The 18,748-nt window shown below is 60.9% G+C and carries 18 protein-coding genes; 8 read left to right on the forward strand and 10 right to left on the reverse strand.

What is annotated here, in order from left to right; genetic code table 11:
* Window positions 1-81: 81 nt before the first annotated feature.
* Together KUG85_RS09010 and KUG85_RS09015 are read left to right on the forward strand one after the other, a co-directional pair.
* A complete protein-coding gene (locus KUG85_RS09010; RefSeq protein WP_223004935.1) occupies window positions 82-2,775 on the forward strand; it encodes a TRAP transporter permease in 2,694 nt (897 codons plus the stop codon).
* 11 nt (window positions 2,776-2,786) lie between these two features.
* Window positions 2,787-3,212 (forward strand): universal stress protein, encoded by a 426-nt coding sequence (locus KUG85_RS09015; protein ID WP_065816238.1) that lies wholly within the window; start codon window positions 2,787-2,789, stop codon window positions 3,210-3,212.
* Here KUG85_RS09015 and ccoS read toward each other — a convergent pair.
* The 8 genes from ccoS to ccoN form a co-directional block, all read right to left on the reverse strand.
* Window positions 3,209-3,379: a cbb3-type cytochrome oxidase assembly protein CcoS gene (gene ccoS / locus KUG85_RS09020; RefSeq protein WP_223004936.1), complete on the reverse strand. Its 171-nt coding sequence runs from the start codon at window positions 3,377-3,379 to the stop codon at window positions 3,209-3,211. The genes KUG85_RS09015 and ccoS overlap by 4 nt on opposite strands.
* Window positions 3,376-5,661, reverse strand: coding sequence for a cation-translocating P-type ATPase (locus KUG85_RS09025; protein ID WP_223004937.1), 2,286 nt, complete (start codon window positions 5,659-5,661; stop codon window positions 3,376-3,378). Before KUG85_RS09025 ends, ccoS begins: the two co-directional genes overlap by 4 nt.
* Complete coding sequence (locus KUG85_RS09030) at window positions 5,658-6,155, reverse strand: FixH family protein (RefSeq protein WP_223004938.1); 498 nt, start codon at window positions 6,153-6,155, stop codon at window positions 5,658-5,660. The genes KUG85_RS09025 and KUG85_RS09030 overlap by 4 nt, the downstream gene beginning before the upstream one ends.
* The gene (gene ccoG, locus KUG85_RS09035) at window positions 6,152-7,744 is read right to left on the reverse strand and encodes a cytochrome c oxidase accessory protein CcoG (RefSeq protein WP_223004939.1); all 1,593 of its coding nucleotides are present in this window, start codon (window positions 7,742-7,744) and stop codon (window positions 6,152-6,154) included. Before ccoG ends, KUG85_RS09030 begins: the two co-directional genes overlap by 4 nt.
* Before the next feature lie 136 nt (window positions 7,745-7,880).
* Window positions 7,881-8,747 carry a cytochrome-c oxidase, cbb3-type subunit III gene (ccoP, locus tag KUG85_RS09040; protein WP_223004940.1) on the reverse strand — a complete coding sequence of 289 codons (867 nt, stop codon included), beginning with the start codon at window positions 8,745-8,747 and terminating at the stop codon, window positions 7,881-7,883.
* 1 nt (window position 8,748) lies between these two features.
* On the reverse strand, window positions 8,749-8,901 hold the full coding sequence (locus KUG85_RS09045; RefSeq protein WP_223004941.1) for a cbb3-type cytochrome c oxidase subunit 3: 153 nt from the start codon (window positions 8,899-8,901) through the stop codon (window positions 8,749-8,751).
* Between the two features lie 12 nt (window positions 8,902-8,913).
* Window positions 8,914-9,645, reverse strand: a complete 732-nt coding sequence (ccoO, locus tag KUG85_RS09050) for a cytochrome-c oxidase, cbb3-type subunit II (protein WP_025030523.1) — start codon at window positions 9,643-9,645, stop codon at window positions 8,914-8,916.
* Window positions 9,646-9,657: 12 nt separating this feature from the next.
* Window positions 9,658-11,298, reverse strand: coding sequence for a cytochrome-c oxidase, cbb3-type subunit I (gene ccoN / locus KUG85_RS09055; protein ID WP_223004942.1), 1,641 nt, complete (start codon window positions 11,296-11,298; stop codon window positions 9,658-9,660).
* 156 nt (window positions 11,299-11,454) lie between these two features.
* Between ccoN and hemN the strand changes: the two genes are divergently transcribed.
* On the forward strand, window positions 11,455-12,831 hold the full coding sequence (hemN, locus tag KUG85_RS09060; RefSeq protein WP_223004943.1) for an oxygen-independent coproporphyrinogen III oxidase: 1,377 nt from the start codon (window positions 11,455-11,457) through the stop codon (window positions 12,829-12,831).
* A gap of 394 nt (window positions 12,832-13,225) precedes the next feature.
* On the opposite strand, the gene KUG85_RS09065 is transcribed toward hemN, so the two are convergent.
* Window positions 13,226-13,591 carry a DUF6455 family protein gene (locus tag KUG85_RS09065; RefSeq protein ID WP_255606320.1) on the reverse strand — a complete coding sequence of 122 codons (366 nt, stop codon included), beginning with the start codon at window positions 13,589-13,591 and terminating at the stop codon, window positions 13,226-13,228.
* A 115-nt stretch (window positions 13,592-13,706) separates the two neighbouring features.
* Here KUG85_RS09065 and KUG85_RS09070 point away from each other — a divergent pair, with 115 nt between their 5' ends.
* The 4 genes from KUG85_RS09070 to KUG85_RS09085 all read left to right on the forward strand — a co-directional run bounded on the left by KUG85_RS09070 (window position 13,707) and on the right by KUG85_RS09085 (window position 17,029).
* A complete protein-coding gene (locus KUG85_RS09070) occupies window positions 13,707-15,194 on the forward strand; it encodes a PAS domain S-box protein (RefSeq protein ID WP_223004944.1) in 1,488 nt (495 codons plus the stop codon).
* The gene (gene fixJ, locus KUG85_RS09075; RefSeq protein ID WP_223004945.1) at window positions 15,187-15,804 is read left to right on the forward strand and encodes a response regulator FixJ; all 618 of its coding nucleotides are present in this window, start codon (window positions 15,187-15,189) and stop codon (window positions 15,802-15,804) included. Before KUG85_RS09070 ends, fixJ begins: the two co-directional genes overlap by 8 nt.
* A gap of 116 nt (window positions 15,805-15,920) precedes the next feature.
* Window positions 15,921-16,292 carry a DNA-binding transcriptional response regulator gene (locus tag KUG85_RS09080; RefSeq protein WP_255606321.1) on the forward strand — a complete coding sequence of 124 codons (372 nt, stop codon included), beginning with the start codon at window positions 15,921-15,923 and terminating at the stop codon, window positions 16,290-16,292.
* Window positions 16,293-16,360: 68 nt separating this feature from the next.
* Entirely contained in the window at window positions 16,361-17,029 is a 669-nt protein-coding gene (locus KUG85_RS09085) for a helix-turn-helix domain-containing protein (RefSeq protein ID WP_223004946.1), read from the forward strand.
* A gap of 58 nt (window positions 17,030-17,087) precedes the next feature.
* On the opposite strand, the gene KUG85_RS09090 is transcribed toward KUG85_RS09085, so the two are convergent.
* Window positions 17,088-17,834 carry an ABC transporter ATP-binding protein gene (locus tag KUG85_RS09090; RefSeq protein ID WP_223004947.1) on the reverse strand — a complete coding sequence of 249 codons (747 nt, stop codon included), beginning with the start codon at window positions 17,832-17,834 and terminating at the stop codon, window positions 17,088-17,090.
* Window positions 17,835-18,028: 194 nt separating this feature from the next.
* On the opposite strand from KUG85_RS09090, the gene KUG85_RS09095 reads away from it, so the two are divergent.
* Window positions 18,029-18,409, forward strand: a complete 381-nt coding sequence (locus tag KUG85_RS09095; RefSeq protein WP_223004948.1) for a hypothetical protein — start codon at window positions 18,029-18,031, stop codon at window positions 18,407-18,409.
* The last annotated feature ends 339 nt before the right edge of the window (window positions 18,410-18,748 follow it).

Below are 18,748 nucleotides of genomic sequence, written 5' to 3' on the forward strand. Positions count from 1 at the left end.
CCATTCGAGGCGTCCGCCACAAGCGCGGACGCCTCTCCGTTTCCCGATAACAATAAACTTTGCCGAGGGGGCATTGGGGATATGGTGACGAAACCGGACAACACACAGAAGAGCACCGCTCCGCTCAATGAAGACGAATTGCAGGATCTGGTTGCATCCGCAGATACGGGTGCACGCGATCCGGCAGGAACGGCCGGATACATCATTGCCGGCGTTGCCCTTTGCTGGTCGCTGTTCCAGCTCTATATCGCCTCCCCCCTGCCATTCATGCTCAGCAGCGCGACCGGTTTGTCGCTGGTGTTCAACAGCGCCCAGTCGCGCGCGATTCACCTGGCCTTCGGGCTTTTCCTCGCCTTCATGGCGTTTCCGGCACTGTCATCCAGCCCGCGTGACCGCATACCCGTTTCCGACTGGGTGCTGGCCATTCTGGCGGCCTGTTGCGCGCTCTACATCTTCGTTTTCTACCATGCGCTGGCGCAGCGCCCGGGCCTGCCGATCACACAGGACCTGGTGGTCGCGGGCATCGGCATGGTGCTGCTTCTGGAGGCCGCGCGCCGGGCGCTCGGACCGCCGCTCGCCATCGTTGCCATCGTCTTCCTCGCCTATGTCTTCTTCGGCTCCTCGGCATTATTGCCTGACGTGATTCGCTGGGGCGGGGCCTCGTTCGGTCGCGCCATGGAGCAGATGTGGCTTTCGCCCAATGGCGTGTTCGGCGTGGCGCTGGGCGTTTCATCCGCCTTCGTGTTCCTGTTCGTGTTGTTCGGCTCGATGCTCGACCGGGCGGGGGCAGGCAATTTCTTCATCAAGCTGGCCTTCGCGCTGCTTGGTCATCTGCGCGGCGGACCGGCCAAGGCTGCCGTTCTTGCCTCCATGATGACCGGCCTTATCTCCGGCTCCTCCATCGCCAATGTGGTCACCACCGGCACATTCACGGTTCCGCTGATGAAGCGGGTCGGCTTCTCGCCGGAAAAGGCGGGCTCTGTCGAGGTGGCGAGCTCGGTCAACGGCCAGATCATGCCGCCTGTCATGGGTGCTGCCGCTTTCCTTATGGTCGAGTATGTCGGCATTCCCTATCTGCAGGTCATCAAGCACGCCTTCCTGCCGGCTGTCGTCTCCTACATCGCGCTGCTTTACCTGGTGCATCTGGAAGCCGTGAAGAACGATCTTCCGGTGCTTGAAAAGCGTGAGACGCATCCGGCCATGATCGCGCTGATGCGCTCGGGCATCGTCATCGCGTCGATCGTCATCCTTCTTGGCGCGATCTACTATGCCATCAATTTCATCAAGTTCGTGCTGCCGGGGCTCTCCGGTCCCGTGCTGATGCTGGCCCTGCTGGTCTCCTATCTGGCGCTCATCTGGTACGCATCAAAATCACCTGACCTGGAGCTGGACGATCCGAACGCACCGGTTGTGGAACTGCCCATCGCCCGTGAGGTGATCAAGACGGGTCTGCACTACCTGCTCCCGCTCTTCGTGCTGGTCTGGTCGCTGATGGTCGAGCGCAAGTCGCCCGGGCTCTCGGCTTTCTACGCGGTGCTGCTGCTGATCGTCATCATCGTCACGCAGAAGCCGCTCAAGGCGCTGTTCCGCGGGCTGCAGAGCGCCGAGCAGCGGGCGGCCTTCAAGGAAGGTTTCGACGATCTGGTGGTCGGCCTCATCCTCGGTGCGCGCAACATGATCGGCATTGCCTGCGCGACGGCGGCAGCCGGCATCATCGTCGGCACGGTGACGTTGACGGGCATCGGTCAGGTGATGGCCGAATTCGTGGAACTGCTCTCGGGCGGCAACATCTTCCTGATCCTCGTCTTCACGGCGCTGATCAGTCTGGTGTTGGGCATGGGTCTGCCGACGACGGCGAACTACATCGTCGTCTCCTCGCTCATGGCGCCGGTGATCGTGGAGCTTGGCGCTGCCAATGGCGTTCTGATCCCGCTGATCGCGGCGCACATGTTCGTGTTCTATTTCGGCATCATGGCGGATGTGACGCCGCCGGTGGGGCTTGCCTCGTTCGCGGCTGCCGCCGTTTCGGGCGGTGACCCGATCAAGACCGGCTTCACGGCGTTCTTTTATTCGCTACGCACGGTGCTTCTGCCCTTCATCTTCGTGTTCAACACGGACCTGCTGCTTATCGATGTGAGCTGGTTTGAGGCGGTCTGGGTGACATTGCAGGCGACGGTGGCGATGCTGATCTTTGCCGCCGCCACGCAGGGCTTTTTCATGGCGCGCAACAGGTGGTGGGAATCCATCGCGCTGCTGCTCGTCACCTTCATGCTGCTGCGTCCGGGTTTCTTCCTCGATCTGGTACAGCCGCCCTACATCACCACAGAGCCCGCGAAGATATTCGAGGCAGTGGCCGAGGAGCCGGACGATGCGGAAATCCGCTTTACGATCCGCGGGCCGAATTTCGACGACCCCGACCAGATGGATGAGCGCACCATGGCGTTCAACCTTGGGGCTGCGGGGGAATCCGGTGAATCCCGTTTTGAGGCGGCGACCGGCCTGGTCGCGCAGATCGACGGCGAACAGGTGCTTCTGGAAGAACCGTTCGACATGAACAGCCTGGCAGGCAAGACTCTTTCGAGCCTGGACTTCTATGCCGACGAGCCTGTCCGGATCACGGCGGTCGAAGTGAGCAATGAAGGGCGCATGCCGCGTGAAATCTTCTACCTTCCGGCAGCGCTTCTCCTGGTGCTGGTGATGTTCTTCCAGCGCCGCCGCGGGGGCACGCTGGCGGGCAATCCGAAAGCCGGTGCGCCACGTTCGGCTGAAGCCTGAGAGGTATTTCCATGTACAAGGACATTCTCGTTTCGATCGATCTCGGCCATGCCGATGACGAGGTCCGCACGCTTGAGACGGCGGTGGACTACGCGCGCACCTTCGGCAGTCGGCTGCATGTGATGACGGTGGTGCCCGATTACGGCATGTCGATCGTTGGCGGTTTCTTCCCGAAGGGCCATGAGCAGGAAGCCATCCAGCACACCAACGAAGCGCTGCACGACTTCACGAAGAAGCACGTGCCGGCGGAGATCAAGCACCGGCACATTGTCGGCCATGGCTCGATCTATCGGGAAATCCTGCGCTATGCCGATAAGGTCAAGGCCGATCTGATCGTGCTTTCGGCAGCGCGGCCGAGCCCGGAGGACTATCTGATCGGGCCCAACGCCGCGCGCGTGGTGCGGCACGCTTCGATCTCGGTGCTGGTGGTGCGTTAATCGTCTTCGGATTTCGTCCCATCGGGCGCATCGTCGTCTATGAGGATGCGCTCGGCGGCGCCGTCGAGATCGTCATACTGGCCGCTCTTCAGCGACCAGAGAAAGGCGGCGAGGCCGGCGGCTCCCAGAAAAAGCGCTATCGGGATCAGGATGACGAGATTGGTCATGCTGCCACCTCGACAAGCCGCTGCGCTTTTTTGCCCGCAGGATCAGACGTTTCGGCGGCGCCGGCCAGACGCCGGTCCGTGCGCAGGCGCAGCGCATTGCCGATGACGATCAGCGAGGAGAGCGACATGGCGATGGCCGCCACCAGCGGCGTGACATGGCCGAGAACGGCGATCGGCACGGCCAGCACGTTATAGGCAATGGCGAGACCGAAATTCTGCCGGATCAGGCGGCCGGCGCGGCGCGACACGTCGCGGGCGAGCGGAACGGCCAGTATGGTCTCGCGCAGGAACACGAAGTCGGCGGCATTGCGGCCGATGTCTGCCGCCGTGGCAGGCGCCATGGAGACATGAGCGGCGGCGAGGGCGGGGGCGTCGTTCAGCCCGTCGCCAACCATCAGCGCTTTGCGGCCTTCGGAGGCAAGCGCACGCATGCGCTCAAGCTTGTCGCCGGGAAGGACGCTTGCCTGAAAGCGCTTTATGCCCAGCCTTGCTGCGATATCCTTCACCTGATCGGCGCTATCGCCGGAGATGATTTCCACGGCGACGCCGTTTTCTTTCAGGTGAGAAATTGCCTCTTTCGCCCCGGGGCGAAGCCGGTCTTCGAACCGGAACGTGGCGCATTCCTCGCCATCGCGGGAAAGGACTGTGCCGCCTGCCTGGTTCTCATGCGCATTCGGGCTGCCGAGCGACCAGCCTGCGCGGCCAAGCCGCCAGACGGTCTCGCCCGCGCGGGCTTCGATGCCGAGGCCCGGTATTTCCTCAACACTGTCGAACGTATCCGTCGCACGTAGCGAACCGGCAGCGCGCAGGATGGCGCGCGAGAAGGGGTGACGGGAATGTGCGGCAAGGGCGGCGGCGGTTGACAATGCATCCGGCGTTATCTCGTCCGTATTGCGCAGCTCGGGGATGCCGAGCGTCAGCGTCCCGGTCTTGTCGAAGACGGCAGTGTCGATCTCGGCGAGGCGTTCCATCGCCGCGCCATCCTTGACCATGATGCCGTTTTCGAAGAGACGCCGCGCGGCAACCACCTGCACGATAGGCACGGCGAGGCCGAGCGCGCAGGGGCAGGTGATGATGAGCACGGCAATGGCGATGGTGATGGCGCGGTGCCAGTCGCCACTTGCCGCCATCCAGCCGAGAAAGGTGAGGAAGGCGGTGGCGTGAACCACGGGCGAATAGAGTGCCGAGGCACGGTCCGCCAGCCGGCGATAGCGCGCCCGCCCGCCTTCTGCCGCCTCCATCAGGCGCATCATCTCGGCGAGGAAGGAGGTCTCGGCGGTGGCGGTTGCCTCAACGATGAGCGGCTGGGTGAGATTGAGCATGCCGGCGCGTAGATCGCTGCCGGGTTTCACCGGCTGCGGTGCGCTTTCGCCGGTGGCCATGGAGCAGTCGAGTTCGGACGAGCCGCTTATCACGATGCCGTCGACGGGCACGCGCTCACCGGCGGCTACGACCAGTTTCATTCCGGCTGCTATTTCCTGTAGCGGGAGGTAATCGCGTCCGCCATCTGCGGCAATAACCAGCGCGCCGCGCGGCGCCAGACGGGCGAGCCCCTTGACGGCGGTGCGCGCGCGCTCGCGCATCACGTGATCGAGCGTACGGCCGATCAGCAGGAAGAAGAGAAGCGAAACGGAGGCATCGAAATAGGCGTGCTGGCCGCTGTTGATGGTCTCGTAGAGGCTGAGCCCGTAGGCCAGCGAGATGCCAAGCGCGATGGGCACATCCATGTTCATGCGTCCGTGGCGGAGCGCATTGAGGGCCGAGCGGTAGAAAATGCCACCGGCAAACACCAGCGCGGGCAGGGCGATCAGCGCTGAAAGCCAGTGAAAGAGATCGCGCGTCGCCTGTTCCGCACCCGACCAGACAGACACGGAAAGAAGCATGATGTTGCCGGCGGCAAAGCCGGAGATCGCCACGGCGCGGATGAGCTGGGAGAGAACGGGATCCCTGCCGGTCTCGACACTGTCGAAAAGGTGGGCGGCGTAGCCGAGCCTGTTCAGCGTGTCGATGATGGGCGGCAGCGCCCCCTCGCGCCATTTCACGCTGACGCGCTTGGTGGAGAGATTGACACGCGCACCTGCCACGCCGTCGAGCCTGCCGAGGGCGGATTCGATTGTCTGAATGCACGCGCCGCAATGAACGCCGGGAACCGAAAGATCGGTCTGTTTCAGCCCGTCTCCGACAGAGCGGCTTGCGAGTACGAGTTCTTCGGCGCGCGGACCGGCTTCACGGGCCTGTTCGGCTTCCAGCGCCATTTCGGTGCCGGGGGCGCAGCAGCTCATCTGAGTTCTCCGCCGGCAATGGTGATGCGCCGCACATCGCGATAGGGATGGGCGAGGCCCGCTTCTGCAGCGATGTTGATGACCCAGGTGCCGTCGCCGGGGCCGTGATCCACGCCGAAGCCGCCATCGGGAAGACGTTGCATTTGAAGGGAAACGTCTTCGTCGGCAGTGACAGGACGGTGCATGACCATTGTGACGCTCTCGAGCGGGATCGGGTCGCCGCTCGCATCGAGAAGGCGGTAGGTGATTGCATCTCCGTCGACGGAAAGCTCACCCTTCCAGCCGAGTGCTGCCTGCTGGCGGCCTTCTTCCGCGCGCTCGTTGAAGGTCTGGCTCGCCACATAGGTGTTTTTGACGATCAGGCCGGTCCAGCTCGACTGCGCGTAGAAGGCCATGGTCAGATTGACCGTGATGATGACCCCGAAGAAGGCGACCATGATGGCGAGCATGTGCCAGCCGGTGAATTCCTTCTGCTTCTGCACTTTGCCGCTCATCGTGAACCCTCCGGGATGTTGAAGCTTGCCCTGTAGACATCGCTTTCGAAACTCGCCTTGTCTTCGACGACGAAGCGGAATGAGGTGTCTGCCGCGCTCAGCCGGTCTGCCGGCAGGGTGACGAAGATGCGCACCTCGCGCAGACGATCCGGATCGACAGGCACGGCTGCAGAACGGTCGTCCGGCTGGTCGAGCCCGACCACATTCATGGTTGCGCCGGTGAGGCCTTCGAGCGACACGAGGATCACGCGCGGTTCCGGGATCATGTTCAAGAGCTTGACCGTATAGCCATTGCGCACCGAACCATCCGACAGAAGCACATATTGCGGATTGCGGTCGTGGAGCACGTTGACCTCCAGCCGGTCGCGCGTCAGCAGGGCATAGAGCATGACGAGGCCAACGAGCGACCACGCACCGAAATAGACGAAGGTGCGCAGACGGAAGATCTTCCGCCAGTGGAAATGCGCGACCTTATCGGAGAGCCCGCCGCCTTCACGGCGCACGCGGTCGGGATTGATGGTCTCCGTGCCGCCGGCTGTCGCCAGCGCCATATTGGCGTTGTAGTCGGAAAGTGTTGCGTAGGAGATGAGACCGCGCTCGCGCCCGAGCTTGTCCATCACGCCGTCGCACGCATCGATGCACAGCGCGCAGGTGATGCATTCGAGCTGCTGGCCGTCGCGGATGTCGATGCCCATGGGGCAGACGGCGACGCAGGCATTGCAGTCCACGCAGTCGCCCACGGTTCTGCCCTCGGCGGCCGCCTTCTTGGCATGGCGCGAGCGGGGCTCGCCGCGCCAGTCATTGTAGGTGACGGTGAGCGAATTTTCGTCCAGCATGGCGGCCTGAATGCGTGGCCACGGGCACATATAGGTGCAGACCTGCTCGCGCATGAGGCCGCCGAACAGATAGGTGGTTGCCGTCAGCACGGCGATGGTCATGTAGGCGACGGGCGCAGCCTGAGCGGTTGCCAGATCGACGAGAAGCGATGGCGCGTCGGCGAAATAGAAGACCCAGGCGCCGCCGGTCGCCACGGCGATAAGCACCCAGATCAGGTGTTTTGCGGAGCGTTTGGCGAGCTTGCCGGCGGTGAACGGTGCGGCATCGAGCTTGATGCGGGCATTGCGGTCGCCTTCGATGGCGCGCTCGACCACGAGGAAGAGGTCGACCCAGACGGTCTGCGGGCAGGTATAGCCGCACCATGCCCGGCCCACCGTGGATGTGATCAGGAAGAGACCGATGCCGGCCATGACGAGCAGGCCGGCAATGTAGAAAAATTCCTGCGGCCAGATCTCGATAAAAAAGAAATAGAACCGCCGGTTGGCGAGATCGACAAGAACAGCCTGATCGGGTGCGTAGGGACCGCGATCCCAGCGCAGCCATGGGGTGAGATAGTAGATGCCGAGCGTGACGAACATGATCAGCCATTTGAAGCGGCGGAACTGCCCGGAAGCGCGTTTCGGGAAGATTTTCTTGCGCGGAGCGTAGAGCGGCTGGCGTTTGCCGGCGGTGTTTACCGCTTCGGCGTCGATACGCTCGACTGCATCTCCCGAGGCGGTGTTGCTGGCTGCGGTTTCGGTGGCAAGTGTCATTTCTGCGGCTCGCAAACTGCTCTTTGAGCCTATCGTCTAGCGGCCGGGAACATGTCGGGCATTGATCCCGATCAAAGCAGGAGGCAGGGAGGCGGAACCCCGGCCTGTTTGGCCGGGATTCGTTGTGGGTGTGTGTCTACTCGCCGCCGCCGAGCGAATAGACGTAGACCGAAAGCTGCTTGACCGTCGGGTCGCCGAGGCGCTCCTGCCAGGCCGGCATTACGCCGTGTCTGGGCTGGCGCACCTGTGCCGCGATCTGGGCTTCGCTGGAACCGTAGAGCCAGATCGCATCGGCGAGGTTCGGCGCGCCGAAGGTCACGTCGCCCTGTCCGGCATCGCCATGGCAGGAGGCGCAATTGTCGGCGTAGACCTGCGCACCGGCTTCCGCCAGAGCCGGGTCGGACGGTGTCCCGGTGAAGGAGACCACATGGGCCGCCACCTGACGTATCTCCTCACCGCTCAGAATGTCGCCGAAGGCCGGCATTTCGCCAAAACGCGTGTCGTCGTCGCCGTCAAACCTGACACCGTGCGCAATCGTCTGATGGATCGCCTCGATGTCGCCGCCCCACAGCCAGTCGTCGTCGTTGAGGTTGGGATAACCGGCAGAGCCCTGCGCACCGGACCCATGGCACTGCGAGCAGTTGACCTTGAAGGCGGCGTCGCCGGCTGCGGTGGCAAAACGGCGCAGCGTTTCGTCGGCGAGGATTTCATCCAGCGGCTTTTCGGCGATGGCTGCGCGCAAATCCGCCTGCTCAGCCGAAACGGCCTCCATGGTGGTGGTAAGTTCCTGCCGGCTCGAATAGCCGAGCACGCCCCTGGTGGCATCGCTGATCAGCGGCCATGCCGGATAGGCGATCGTGTAGCCAATGGACCAGACGATCGTGGCGTAGAAGGTCCACACCCACCAGCGCGGCATGGGGTTGTCGAGCTCGCGAATGCCGTCCCACTCATGGCCGGTGGTCGAGACGCCGGAGACCTCGTCGATATGTTCTTTCTCACTCATCTCAATCGTCCTTCAGCGGGATGCGGGCGGCTTCCTCGGCGCTTTTTCTACTTCCCGGGCGGAAGGCGAAAAGAACCGTGCCGACGAAGAAGACGGCCATGAAGAGAAGGCCCCAGCTATCGGCGAACTGGCGGAGCGCGGTATAGGCTTCCATGATCTTTTCTCCTCAGCGGTAGCCGGCGGCTTCGTCATAGGTCGAGAAATCGACCAGCGTGCCGAGCATCTGCAGATAAGCGACGAGCGCATCCATTTCGGTGAGCGCATCGGGGTTGCCGTCGAAATCGCCGAGCACCGCCTTGGGATAGCGTTCTTCCAGACCGGACGTGTCCGCGTTGGGGTCGGCCTGGGCGCGAATATCCGCATTGGCGTTGGCGATCATGTCTTCCGTATAGGGAACGCCGACACGCAGATTGGCGATCAACTCGGTCGAGAAATCGTTGATCTCCAGCGGCGTGTCCTTGAGGAAGGCGTAGCTGGGCATGATCGATTCCGGCACCACGGAGCGCGGCTCGATCAGGTGATCCACATGCCATTCGTTGGAGTAGCGGGCACCGACACGGGCGAGATCCGGCCCCGTGCGCTTCGACCCCCACTGGAAGGGATGATCGTACATGGATTCGGCGGCGAGGCTGTAATTGCCATAGCGCTCCACCTCGTCGCGGAAGGGACGGATCATCTGGCTGTGGCAGGTGTAGCAACCCTCGCGGATGTAGATGTTGCGACCGGCCAGCTCCAGCGGTGAATAGGGGCGCATGCCCTCTACCTTCTCGATCGTGTTCTCCAGATAGAACAGAGGCACGATCTCGACGATGCCGCCGATTGTCACCACCAGGAACGACCCGACCAGAAGGAGCGTGGCGTTCTTTTCGATGATCTTGTGTTTGTCCAGCAATGCCATCGTCAGGGCTCCTTAACCGGCACTTTGAAGGGAAGGGGCGGGTTGGGCGACGGCGCCGCCGATCGGCGCTTCCTTGCGCTCATGGCCAAGGATGGTCATGGCCAGATTGTAGGCCATGACGAGGCCACCGAGCAGGAAGAGCACACCGCCCAGCGCGCGCACCACATAGTAGGGGTGCATGGCGGCGACGGTTTCGGCGAACGAGTAGACCAGGAAGCCCTGATCGTCGTATTCGCGCCACATCAGGCCCTGCTGGATGCCCGACACCCACATGACGGCCGCGTAGACGACGATGCCGAGGGTTGCGAGCCAGAAGTGCCAGGTGACGAGCCGCAGCGAATAAAGCCGCTCGCGGTTCCACAGCTTCGGCACAAGATAATAGAGCGCGCCGAAGGTGATCATGCCGACCCAGCCGAGTGCGCCCGAATGGACGTGGCCGATGGTCCAGTCCGTGTAGTGCGACAGCGAGTTGACGGCCTTGACCGACATCAGGGGGCCCTCGAAAGTGGACATGCCGTAGAAGGCGACGGCCAGAACCATCATGCGGATGATCGGGTCGGTGCGCAGCTTGTCCCAGGCGCCCGAAAGCGTCATCAGGCCGTTGATCATGCCGCCCCAGGATGGCATCCACAGCATGATGGAGAACACCATGCCGAGCGTCTGCGCCCAGTCGGGCAGGGCGGTGTAGTGGAGATGGTGCGGGCCGGCCCAGATATAGAGGAAGATCAGCGCCCAGAAGTGGATGATCGACAGGCGGTAGGAATAGACCGGGCGGTTCACCTGCTTGGGGATGAAGTAGTACATCATGCCCAGGAAGCCGGCGGTCAGGAAGAAGCCTACCGCATTATGGCCATACCACCATTGAGTCAGCGCATCCTGCACGCCGGCGAAAAGCGAATAGCTCTTGGAACCGAAGGGCGAGACCGGAACCGCCAGGTTGTTCACCACATGCAGCATGGCGATGGTCACGATGAACGACAGGTAGAACCAGTTCGCCACATAGATATGCGGCTCCTTGCGCCTCAGGATCGTGCCGAGGAAGACGATGAGATAGGCGACCCAGACGATGGTGAGGAACAGGTCCACATACCATTCGGGCTCTGCATATTCACGGCTCTGGGTGATGCCGAGCAGATAGCCGGTCGCCGCCATGACGATGAAGAGCTGATAGCCCCAGAACACGAACCAGGCGAGATTGCCGCCGAAGAGGCGGGCCCGGCAGGTGCGCTGCACCACATAGAAGGACGTGGCGATGAGCGCGTTGCCGCCGAAGGCGAAGACGACCGCGGATGTGTGCAGCGGGCGCGTGCGGCCGAAATTGAACCAGGGCTCGATGTTGAGGTCGGGGTAGGCGAGCTGCAGTGCGACCAGAACGCCGACGAGGAACCCGACAATGCCCCACAGCGTCGTTGCGATGACGCCATAGCGCACCGGGCCGTCCATATAGGCGTCAGTGTCGGGCCTTAACGGAATTGATGCTGCCCCCGCGGGCGCGAAGTGCGTGTTGCGCATCAATACGATCGCCGATCCGAGCAGGACAAAGAACAGGACCCACATATGGGCCTGAAAGGCTGAATCCTGCGCCAGACCCGCAGCGGCCAGTGCTGCAAACGCAGCCAGGCTGACCAGTACGATCTCGGTGCCAAATCTCATTGCTGTTTCCCCAGTTCAAAAAGCTTGCGGGAATCCGTTCCCCGATTCTCACGCGTCACACTTCGGGCAATGGGGGCAGCCGCGCCTTGATCTGCGTCAAAGCCAACGGCGCGCCTGCGTGAAAAGACGCTTTTCGGACATCAGGGGATGATTGCCATGCAGCGCGCAGGAGAACAGATCAGCGGAACAGGGGCTGCCGCCCGGTATGCGGAGGCGGTGCCGCGCTACACGAGCTATCCCACCGCGCCGCATTTTCATGCGGGCGTGACGGGCGAAACGTTTCGCGGCTGGCTGGCCGAGACGGGTCAAGGGGACGATCTTTCACTCTATGTGCACATCCCGTTCTGCGACCGGCTGTGCTGGTTCTGCGCCTGCCACACGAAGATGACGCGCCGCTATGAGCCCGTGGCTGCCTTTCTCGATGCGCTTTTCTGCGAGATCCGCACGGTGGGTGACATTCTGGATGGGCGCGGGCGGGTCCGTGCGCTCCATTTCGGTGGCGGCTCGCCAACCATGCTGCGTGCGGATGACATTGTGCGGTTGGGCAGCGCGCTCAGAACGGCCTTCAATTTTGCCGACAATGCCGAAATCAGCGTGGAACTAGACCCCAACGACATGGACGAAGCCCGCTTCGACGCGCTCGCCGAAATCGGCATGACACGGGCAAGTCTCGGCGTTCAGGACTTCGACCCAAGGGTCCAGAAGGCAATCAACCGCGAACAGACGTTTGAACAGACCAAGGCGGTGGTGGATGGCGTGCGGGCACGGAGTGTGCGGTCGGTCAATCTCGACCTGCTCTACGGTCTGCCGCACCAGACGCTTCAAAGCGTCGCCGACACGATCCGCCAGGCGCTGACGCTTTCACCGGACCGGATCGCGCTTTTCGGCTATGCGCATGTGCCGTGGTTCAAGAAGCACCAGACCATGATCGATGAGGCCTGGCTGCCTGGGCCTGAGGAGCGCTTCGAGCAGCAGCAAGAGACAGCGCGCATTATTCGGGAAGCGGGCTATGAGGCGATCGGGCTTGACCATTTTGCAAAGCCGGACGATCCGCTGGCGGTGGCCGCGCGGCAAGGGCGGCTCTTCCGGAACTTTCAGGGTTATACCGAGGATGCGTGCCGCACACTGATCGGTCTTGGTCCTTCCTCGGTTTCACGGCTGCCGCAGGGCTATGCCCAAAACATGCCGGCGACCACGCAGTATGAGCGGATGGTGCGCGAAGGCAATCTGGCGACCGTTCGCGGCATTGCGCTCAGCGACGAGGATCACGCCCGCGCCTGGGTGATCGAGCGGCTGATGTGCGATTTCGCGTTTTCGGGCGATGAGGCCGTGCGCCGGTTTGGCGAATGCGGCCGCAGGATCGTTGCCGAAGCGCGCGCCCGATTGCAGGAACCCGGAAGTGCTGCAGGCCTGGTCGAGGAGGCGGGTGTTTTCACCGTGCGCGATGACGCGCGGCCGCTTGTGCGTTTCACGGCAGCCCTGTTCGACCAGTATCTGAAGCAGGGCGGGGCACGCCATTCCGCTGCGGTGTGATGTGTGTGGCTTCGCGCCTGATCGCATTTTTCCGTGCTTACGCAGCGATATTTGAGCGAGCGCAAATCCTGACCCTAAACTATTGATGGAGCATCAGAACAATCCGAAAACCGGATTCCACTTTTCGGTCCGATGCTCTGGGGAACGCGATAAACAGATTGTGGGCGCGGGACGAGGTCAACTCAGAAAGCGCTTTTTGGAATTGCCGTCGTGCCTAAATTGCCGTCGTGTTCAACCACTGGCGGCGAAGCGCGATGGCGGCCGGGCGGATTCGGGGGAAGCATCCGCCCGGCTTTTCTTGCCACATGGTGTTTGAAAAAAAACTCGAACCACCGTTCGGACAGGTTTTCAGACTGGATTGAATGCTGAATTGCCGCGCATGCGACTGGAACTGTCAGGCGTTTGTGCCGGGCCGATCGCTATGGGCATTTTCCCTGACGGTCCGGGCCATTGCCTCGAAGACTTTGGCGTTGGGGCAGAATGAGGGAGGCGTGCGCGCTGTTTCGCCTGCTGTTGCAGCCAGCCATGTCTCGCAGGAAACTGCATTGCGGCACAGGCCACAGGACCGAATCGCCGAAGCAAGCGTGAGGCCAAGACGCTCCGCGGCCAGTCGCTGGATATCGACATCGCAGCGATCCATCATCTTGCCCATCAGCTTTGCACGGGCTTCGATGTTTTTCGAAATGCGCGTCATGAGCATAATCCTCTGTGATCGCCCAGTCTGGCGGCTGTTTGGCGGGGCGTCTTTGCGCTGGATCAAATGTCGTGCGGGAAAAGCGACTGCCCACCACGCCCCGCGTCAGCACGTCACTTGCGGTATGTCTCTGCGATCGAAATAATGCATGCGACAAGGCACTGCGTGCGAAGGGGCGAGCGTGAGTCCTGAATTCGATCTGGCTGAACCGGCCCGCCGTGCCGGTGTGACGGGGTACGCCATAGCAATCGGCGGAAGCGTCGTGCTGCTGGCGGCGCGGCTCTGGCTGGGCACAGCCTTCGGCGACACGTGGATTTTGTTTCTGGCGTCTCTCATTGCACTTTATGCGTCCATCTTCGGCGGTCGCACAGCAGGCCTTGTGGCTGTCGCACTGACTGCGTGCGCCATCGCTCTCATTGGTGTTCTGGCGGCATTGCCGCTTTCCATTCCTGCCTTTGCTGCGTTGATTGCGTTTCTGGTGCTGCTCGCCCATGTGGGCGGTGCTTATTTTAATGCTCAGGGCGCGGGCCGACAGGTTCGCCGGCAATTGGCGGCACGGGACGCGCATCTGAGTTCCATTCTCGACACTGTGCCGGATGCCACGGTGGTGATTGATGACAAGGGGATCATGATTTCGTTCAACCGGGCTGCGGTGCGCCAGTTCGGCTACACGGAAGAAGAAGCACGCGGCCGCAACGTCAGCATGCTCATGCCGGAGCCGTATCAGGGGCAGCATGACGGTTATATCGAGCGCTACAAACGCACGGGCGAGCGGCGGATCATCGGTATCGACCGAATGGTCGTCGGGCGCCGCAAGGATGGTTCGACCTTCCCGATGAAGCTTGCGGTGGGCGAAATGCAAAGCGGCGGGCACACCTATTTCACCGGTTTCATACGCGATCTGACCGAGCGGGCCGAGACCGAGGCGCAGATGGAGCAGGTTCAGGCAGAACTTGCCAGGCTGGCGCGGCTGAACGAGCTGGGGGAGATGGCTTCGACGCTTGCTCATGAGCTGAACCAGCCGCTCTCCGCTGTGTCGAACTATGTGCAGGGCTGCAAACGCCTCCTGAACGACCTCGACCACCCTGTTGCCGAGCGGATGCGCGACGCTCTTGAAGAAACCACAAGGCAATCGTTGCGCGCCGGGCAGATTATCCGCCATCTGCGTGAATTCGTGACGCGCGGCGAAAGCGAAAAGCAGGCGGAGAACCTGCAGAACCTTGTCGAGGAAGCTGCTGCGCTGGCGCTGATGGGCTCGCGCGAGCTTGGAATCCGCACGGTTTTCGAGTTCGAAGCGGGGCTTGGAGAGGTCTTTGTGGACAGGGTGCAGATCCAGCAGATCCTGATCAACCTTATGCGCAATGCGATGGAAGCCATGCGCGAAAGCACGCAGCGCGAGCTCAGGGTCTCAGTCGCATCTGATGGAGCCGGCGCGATCGATATCGATGTGTCGGATACGGGCTCCGGCGTACCGGACGAGATCGCCGAAAGCCTGTTCAAGCCCTTCGTTTCCTCCAAGCGGGGCGGTATGGGGGTCGGCCTGGCCATCTCCAAGAGAATTGCGGAAGCCCATGGCGGTATGCTGAGACTGATCGAAAGTTCACGGGAAGGCACCACCTTCCGTTTCACACTGCCGGCACTGAAAGAACAGGAATTGCAGAATGCCTGAAGACGTGGTGATCCACATTGTCGATGACGAGGAACCGGTTCGCAAGTCGCTGGCCTTTCTGCTCACCATGTCCGGCCACGCAGCGCGGGTGCACAGCTCGGCGACCGAGTTTCTCAAGAGTGCGCCCGGCCTGCGCAACGCCTGCCTGATCACCGATTTGAGAATGCCCGACATGAGCGGGGTCGAACTGCTGCGCCGGCTGGGCCAGGATGGAAACATGCTGCCGACCATTGTCATCACCGGGCATGGGGACGTGCCGATGGCCGTGGAGGCCATGAAGGCCGGGGCGCTGGATTTCATCGAAAAGCCCTTCTCCGACGACGTGCTTATGGACGCCGTTTCACGGGCCATCCAGCAACTGGAAACGAGGCCTCAGGCAGACGCGGATGCCGGCATAGTGCGCGAGCGGGTCCAGCAGCTTTCCGAGCGCGAGCAGCAGGTCATGCATCGCATCGTCGCGGGCCTGCCCAACAAGACGATCGCTTTCGAACTCGACATTTCGCCCAGGACCGTTGAAGTGCACCGGGCCAATGTGATGGCCAAGATGCAGGCCAGAAATCTGCCAGAGCTGGTGCGGATGGCCCTGCTGGCCGGCGATACGGCGCACTGACAAACGCCATTCATGCGGCATTTTGATCCAGCGCAATGCGCTGTGGTCGACCAAGGCTGACATTGCGTGCTGCCGTGGCGGATTGCGCATTCTCCCGGCAGTGAGGAGATGCCGGTGTGGTTGGAACGATTCTCGTGGTGGCGCCTGATTCCGCCTTTCGCCTGTCGCTGCGTTTCATGCTTGAAACGGAGGGGTTCGATGTCGTCGTACCGGACAATGTTGAGGAAGCCTTGCGCCTGCGCGCGGATGCGGACTGCATGATTGTCGACCATGACATTCTCATCGAGGCGGGAATGCCGATTGCCCGGCTTGCCGCAGATGAAGGCCCGCTTGTTCTTCTCGCGGACACGCTTCAGGAAATGCCGCAGGCCGAGCACATGCGCACTGTTGAAAAACCACTTCTGGGCAGCGCAGTGGTGAATGCGGTTCAGGCGCTTCTGGAGGGGGCGGGCCGCCGGGAAAAGCCGGCGCTACGTAGATTCCCGTAGGGGAAAAACCGAATTTCGCGCGGCCTGCGATCGCGGCACATAGGGACCGTCACATGACGGAGGCACCCATGTTTGCACAGGCCGCAACCGCCCAAACGCTCAATATTCCTTTCGGCGCAGGCCGGCATCGCGCCGAGCCGCGCAGGACGCCCGCATCCTTTTCGCCTGATCAGCCTCACCAGGTCGTTTTCTACGATGCCAACGAAGAGATCTATGCACAGGGCGAGCAGGCCAGTGCGCTCTATCAGGTCGAGTTTGGCGCGGTCCGCCTCTACCGCCTTCTTGCCGACGGCCGGCGTCAGATCAGTGCCTTCCACATCGCCGGTGAGGTTTTCGGTTTCGAGGCCGACGGCCAGCATCATTTTTTCGCCGAGGCTGTGGGCCATGCGGGCATCCGTGTTTTCCGGCAGCCGGCGAGCGAGACCAACTGGCGCCAGACGCTGGATGCCGCTCTGGCCGCACTGGTGCGGGCCCAGGAGCACTTACTCGTGATCGGCCGGCAGAACGCCGCCGAACGCGTTGCCGCCTTTCTGCTCGACATGATGGAACGCCAGAACAGCGACCGCGAGGTGCAGCTTGCGATGTCGCGCACCGACATTGGCGACTATCTCGGCCTGACGATCGAAACCGTGTCCCGGACCTTTTCGAAATTCAAATCCAGGGGGCTCGTGCGCCTGGCGAACACGCGCACAGTGGAAGTGATTGACGTCGGCGCGCTCAGAGCGATGTGTGACTGAGGGGGGACCAAACGGGGATGAAGCCTACAGCTTCATATCATCTATTCGGTTCCGTCGCTTATCGATTTTTCATCCACATATTGTACTCGCGAAAGACATCTTTCACGGGCCCAATCGCCTGAATTTCACCTTGGTCCAGCCATGCGAGTTTATCCACCCAGTCTTCCAGCACCCGTTGGGAATGACTGGCCAACATCAGAATTTTCGCTCTCTCGACGAGTTGTTTTTGAAGTCCACTGACCGTGGTGTTCATTGACGGGTCTGCGACGTTGATCCACTCATCCATGATGAGAATTTCACCCCGTACAAGTCTTAGGAGACTCATAACCAGTCGCGAGCGCATTCCCGCCGAGTAGCTGCGCATAGGCAACTCGAAGTAACCCCCGAGCCCGGAAAGCTCCTTCACCTCATCAATATAGCTGGCGATCGCACTCTGTGGCACGCCCATGTAGAGGCACTTCAATTCGGTGTTCTGACGCCCGGTCAGTGTTTGCTGGAGACCTGACCCCAAGGCAAACTGGGGGCTGACGCGGCCTTCGATGGTAACCTTGCCTTCCTGAGCGGCAAGCGCGCCAGCGCACAGTTTGAGCAATGTGGATTTTCCTGAGCCGTTGATTCCTACCAGGCCGAGACGGTCACCATCCTTCAGCAACAATGAAACATTTTTCAGGGCTGTTATCTCTAGATATCGCCGACCGACGATAATCTGTGCGCCAACAGAACCGCGCTCCAAGCTGCCGTCTGGGTGCCGCTGCTTTCGGAGGAAGTAGCTCACGCTGGCTTCCTGAATGTCGATTCTGGCCATGGTGCTATTTCAAGTTCCGAACGAAAGCATGCGAGTAACGATACGCGATATAACCGGTGAGGCACAACACTGCAGAAATTGCCAGGCAAACAACCCAAGCCGTTGTCTCGATTGGTGAAATGCCAAAAACCTGGCGCGACAGCGATAAGTAGTATGCCGCCGGATTATATTGAACCAAAAGCGACCTCAATCCGTTGGAACTTTCGTTTGCACTCCAAAAAACAGGCGAAGCAAAAAACATAAATCTTACGCCAACATTAAATATAGAGCGTGTATCCGGAAAAAAAATTACAGTAATGTTAACTATATATGAGGCGGCGAATGATGTTATGGCTGTTAGTGCAATAAATGCAGGAAAAAGAAGTATAGACGACAAAAAATCTTCCGGAGAAAATATTATCATAATAAACATTATTAAAATAACGTTTATAAAATACTCAAAGAGGCGATCAACGATGTTCTTAGAAAAAAGACCAACTAGTGTGAGATTGTTGTGTATTGCAAAATCAAACTTGGTTTGTATAATGTCGGTACTTCCGGTTATTGTGCTGGATATGAGGCTCCAGAAGACGTAGCCAGCTAGAACATAAAGAAAAAAACTCATAGGATCTAGCGTGTCAGAATGACGAAAAATCAGCGCAAGTGTCGCCGAGAATATTAGCGAAGAAAGCGGAATCCATAGAATCCCGAGATATGCACCTCGGTTGCGTGATTTCGCTTCGATATAACTGATGTGGAAGAAGCGAACCGCGCCAGATATGTACGGTCTAATGCTTTTCCAAATGTTCATCAGAAAACTATCCAGTACTCTTTGCAAATTTCGCTGAAGCCGTTGCGGCATGTAGTAACGGCGGAATGTGGCGCCAGGAGTTCGTTTCTGGAAGCGCCGGGAAACCAAGATTCAGGTGAACGAC

Source organism: Nitratireductor rhodophyticola, assembly GCF_019891355.1.
Lineage (GTDB): Bacteria > Pseudomonadota > Alphaproteobacteria > Rhizobiales > Rhizobiaceae > Nitratireductor > Nitratireductor rhodophyticola.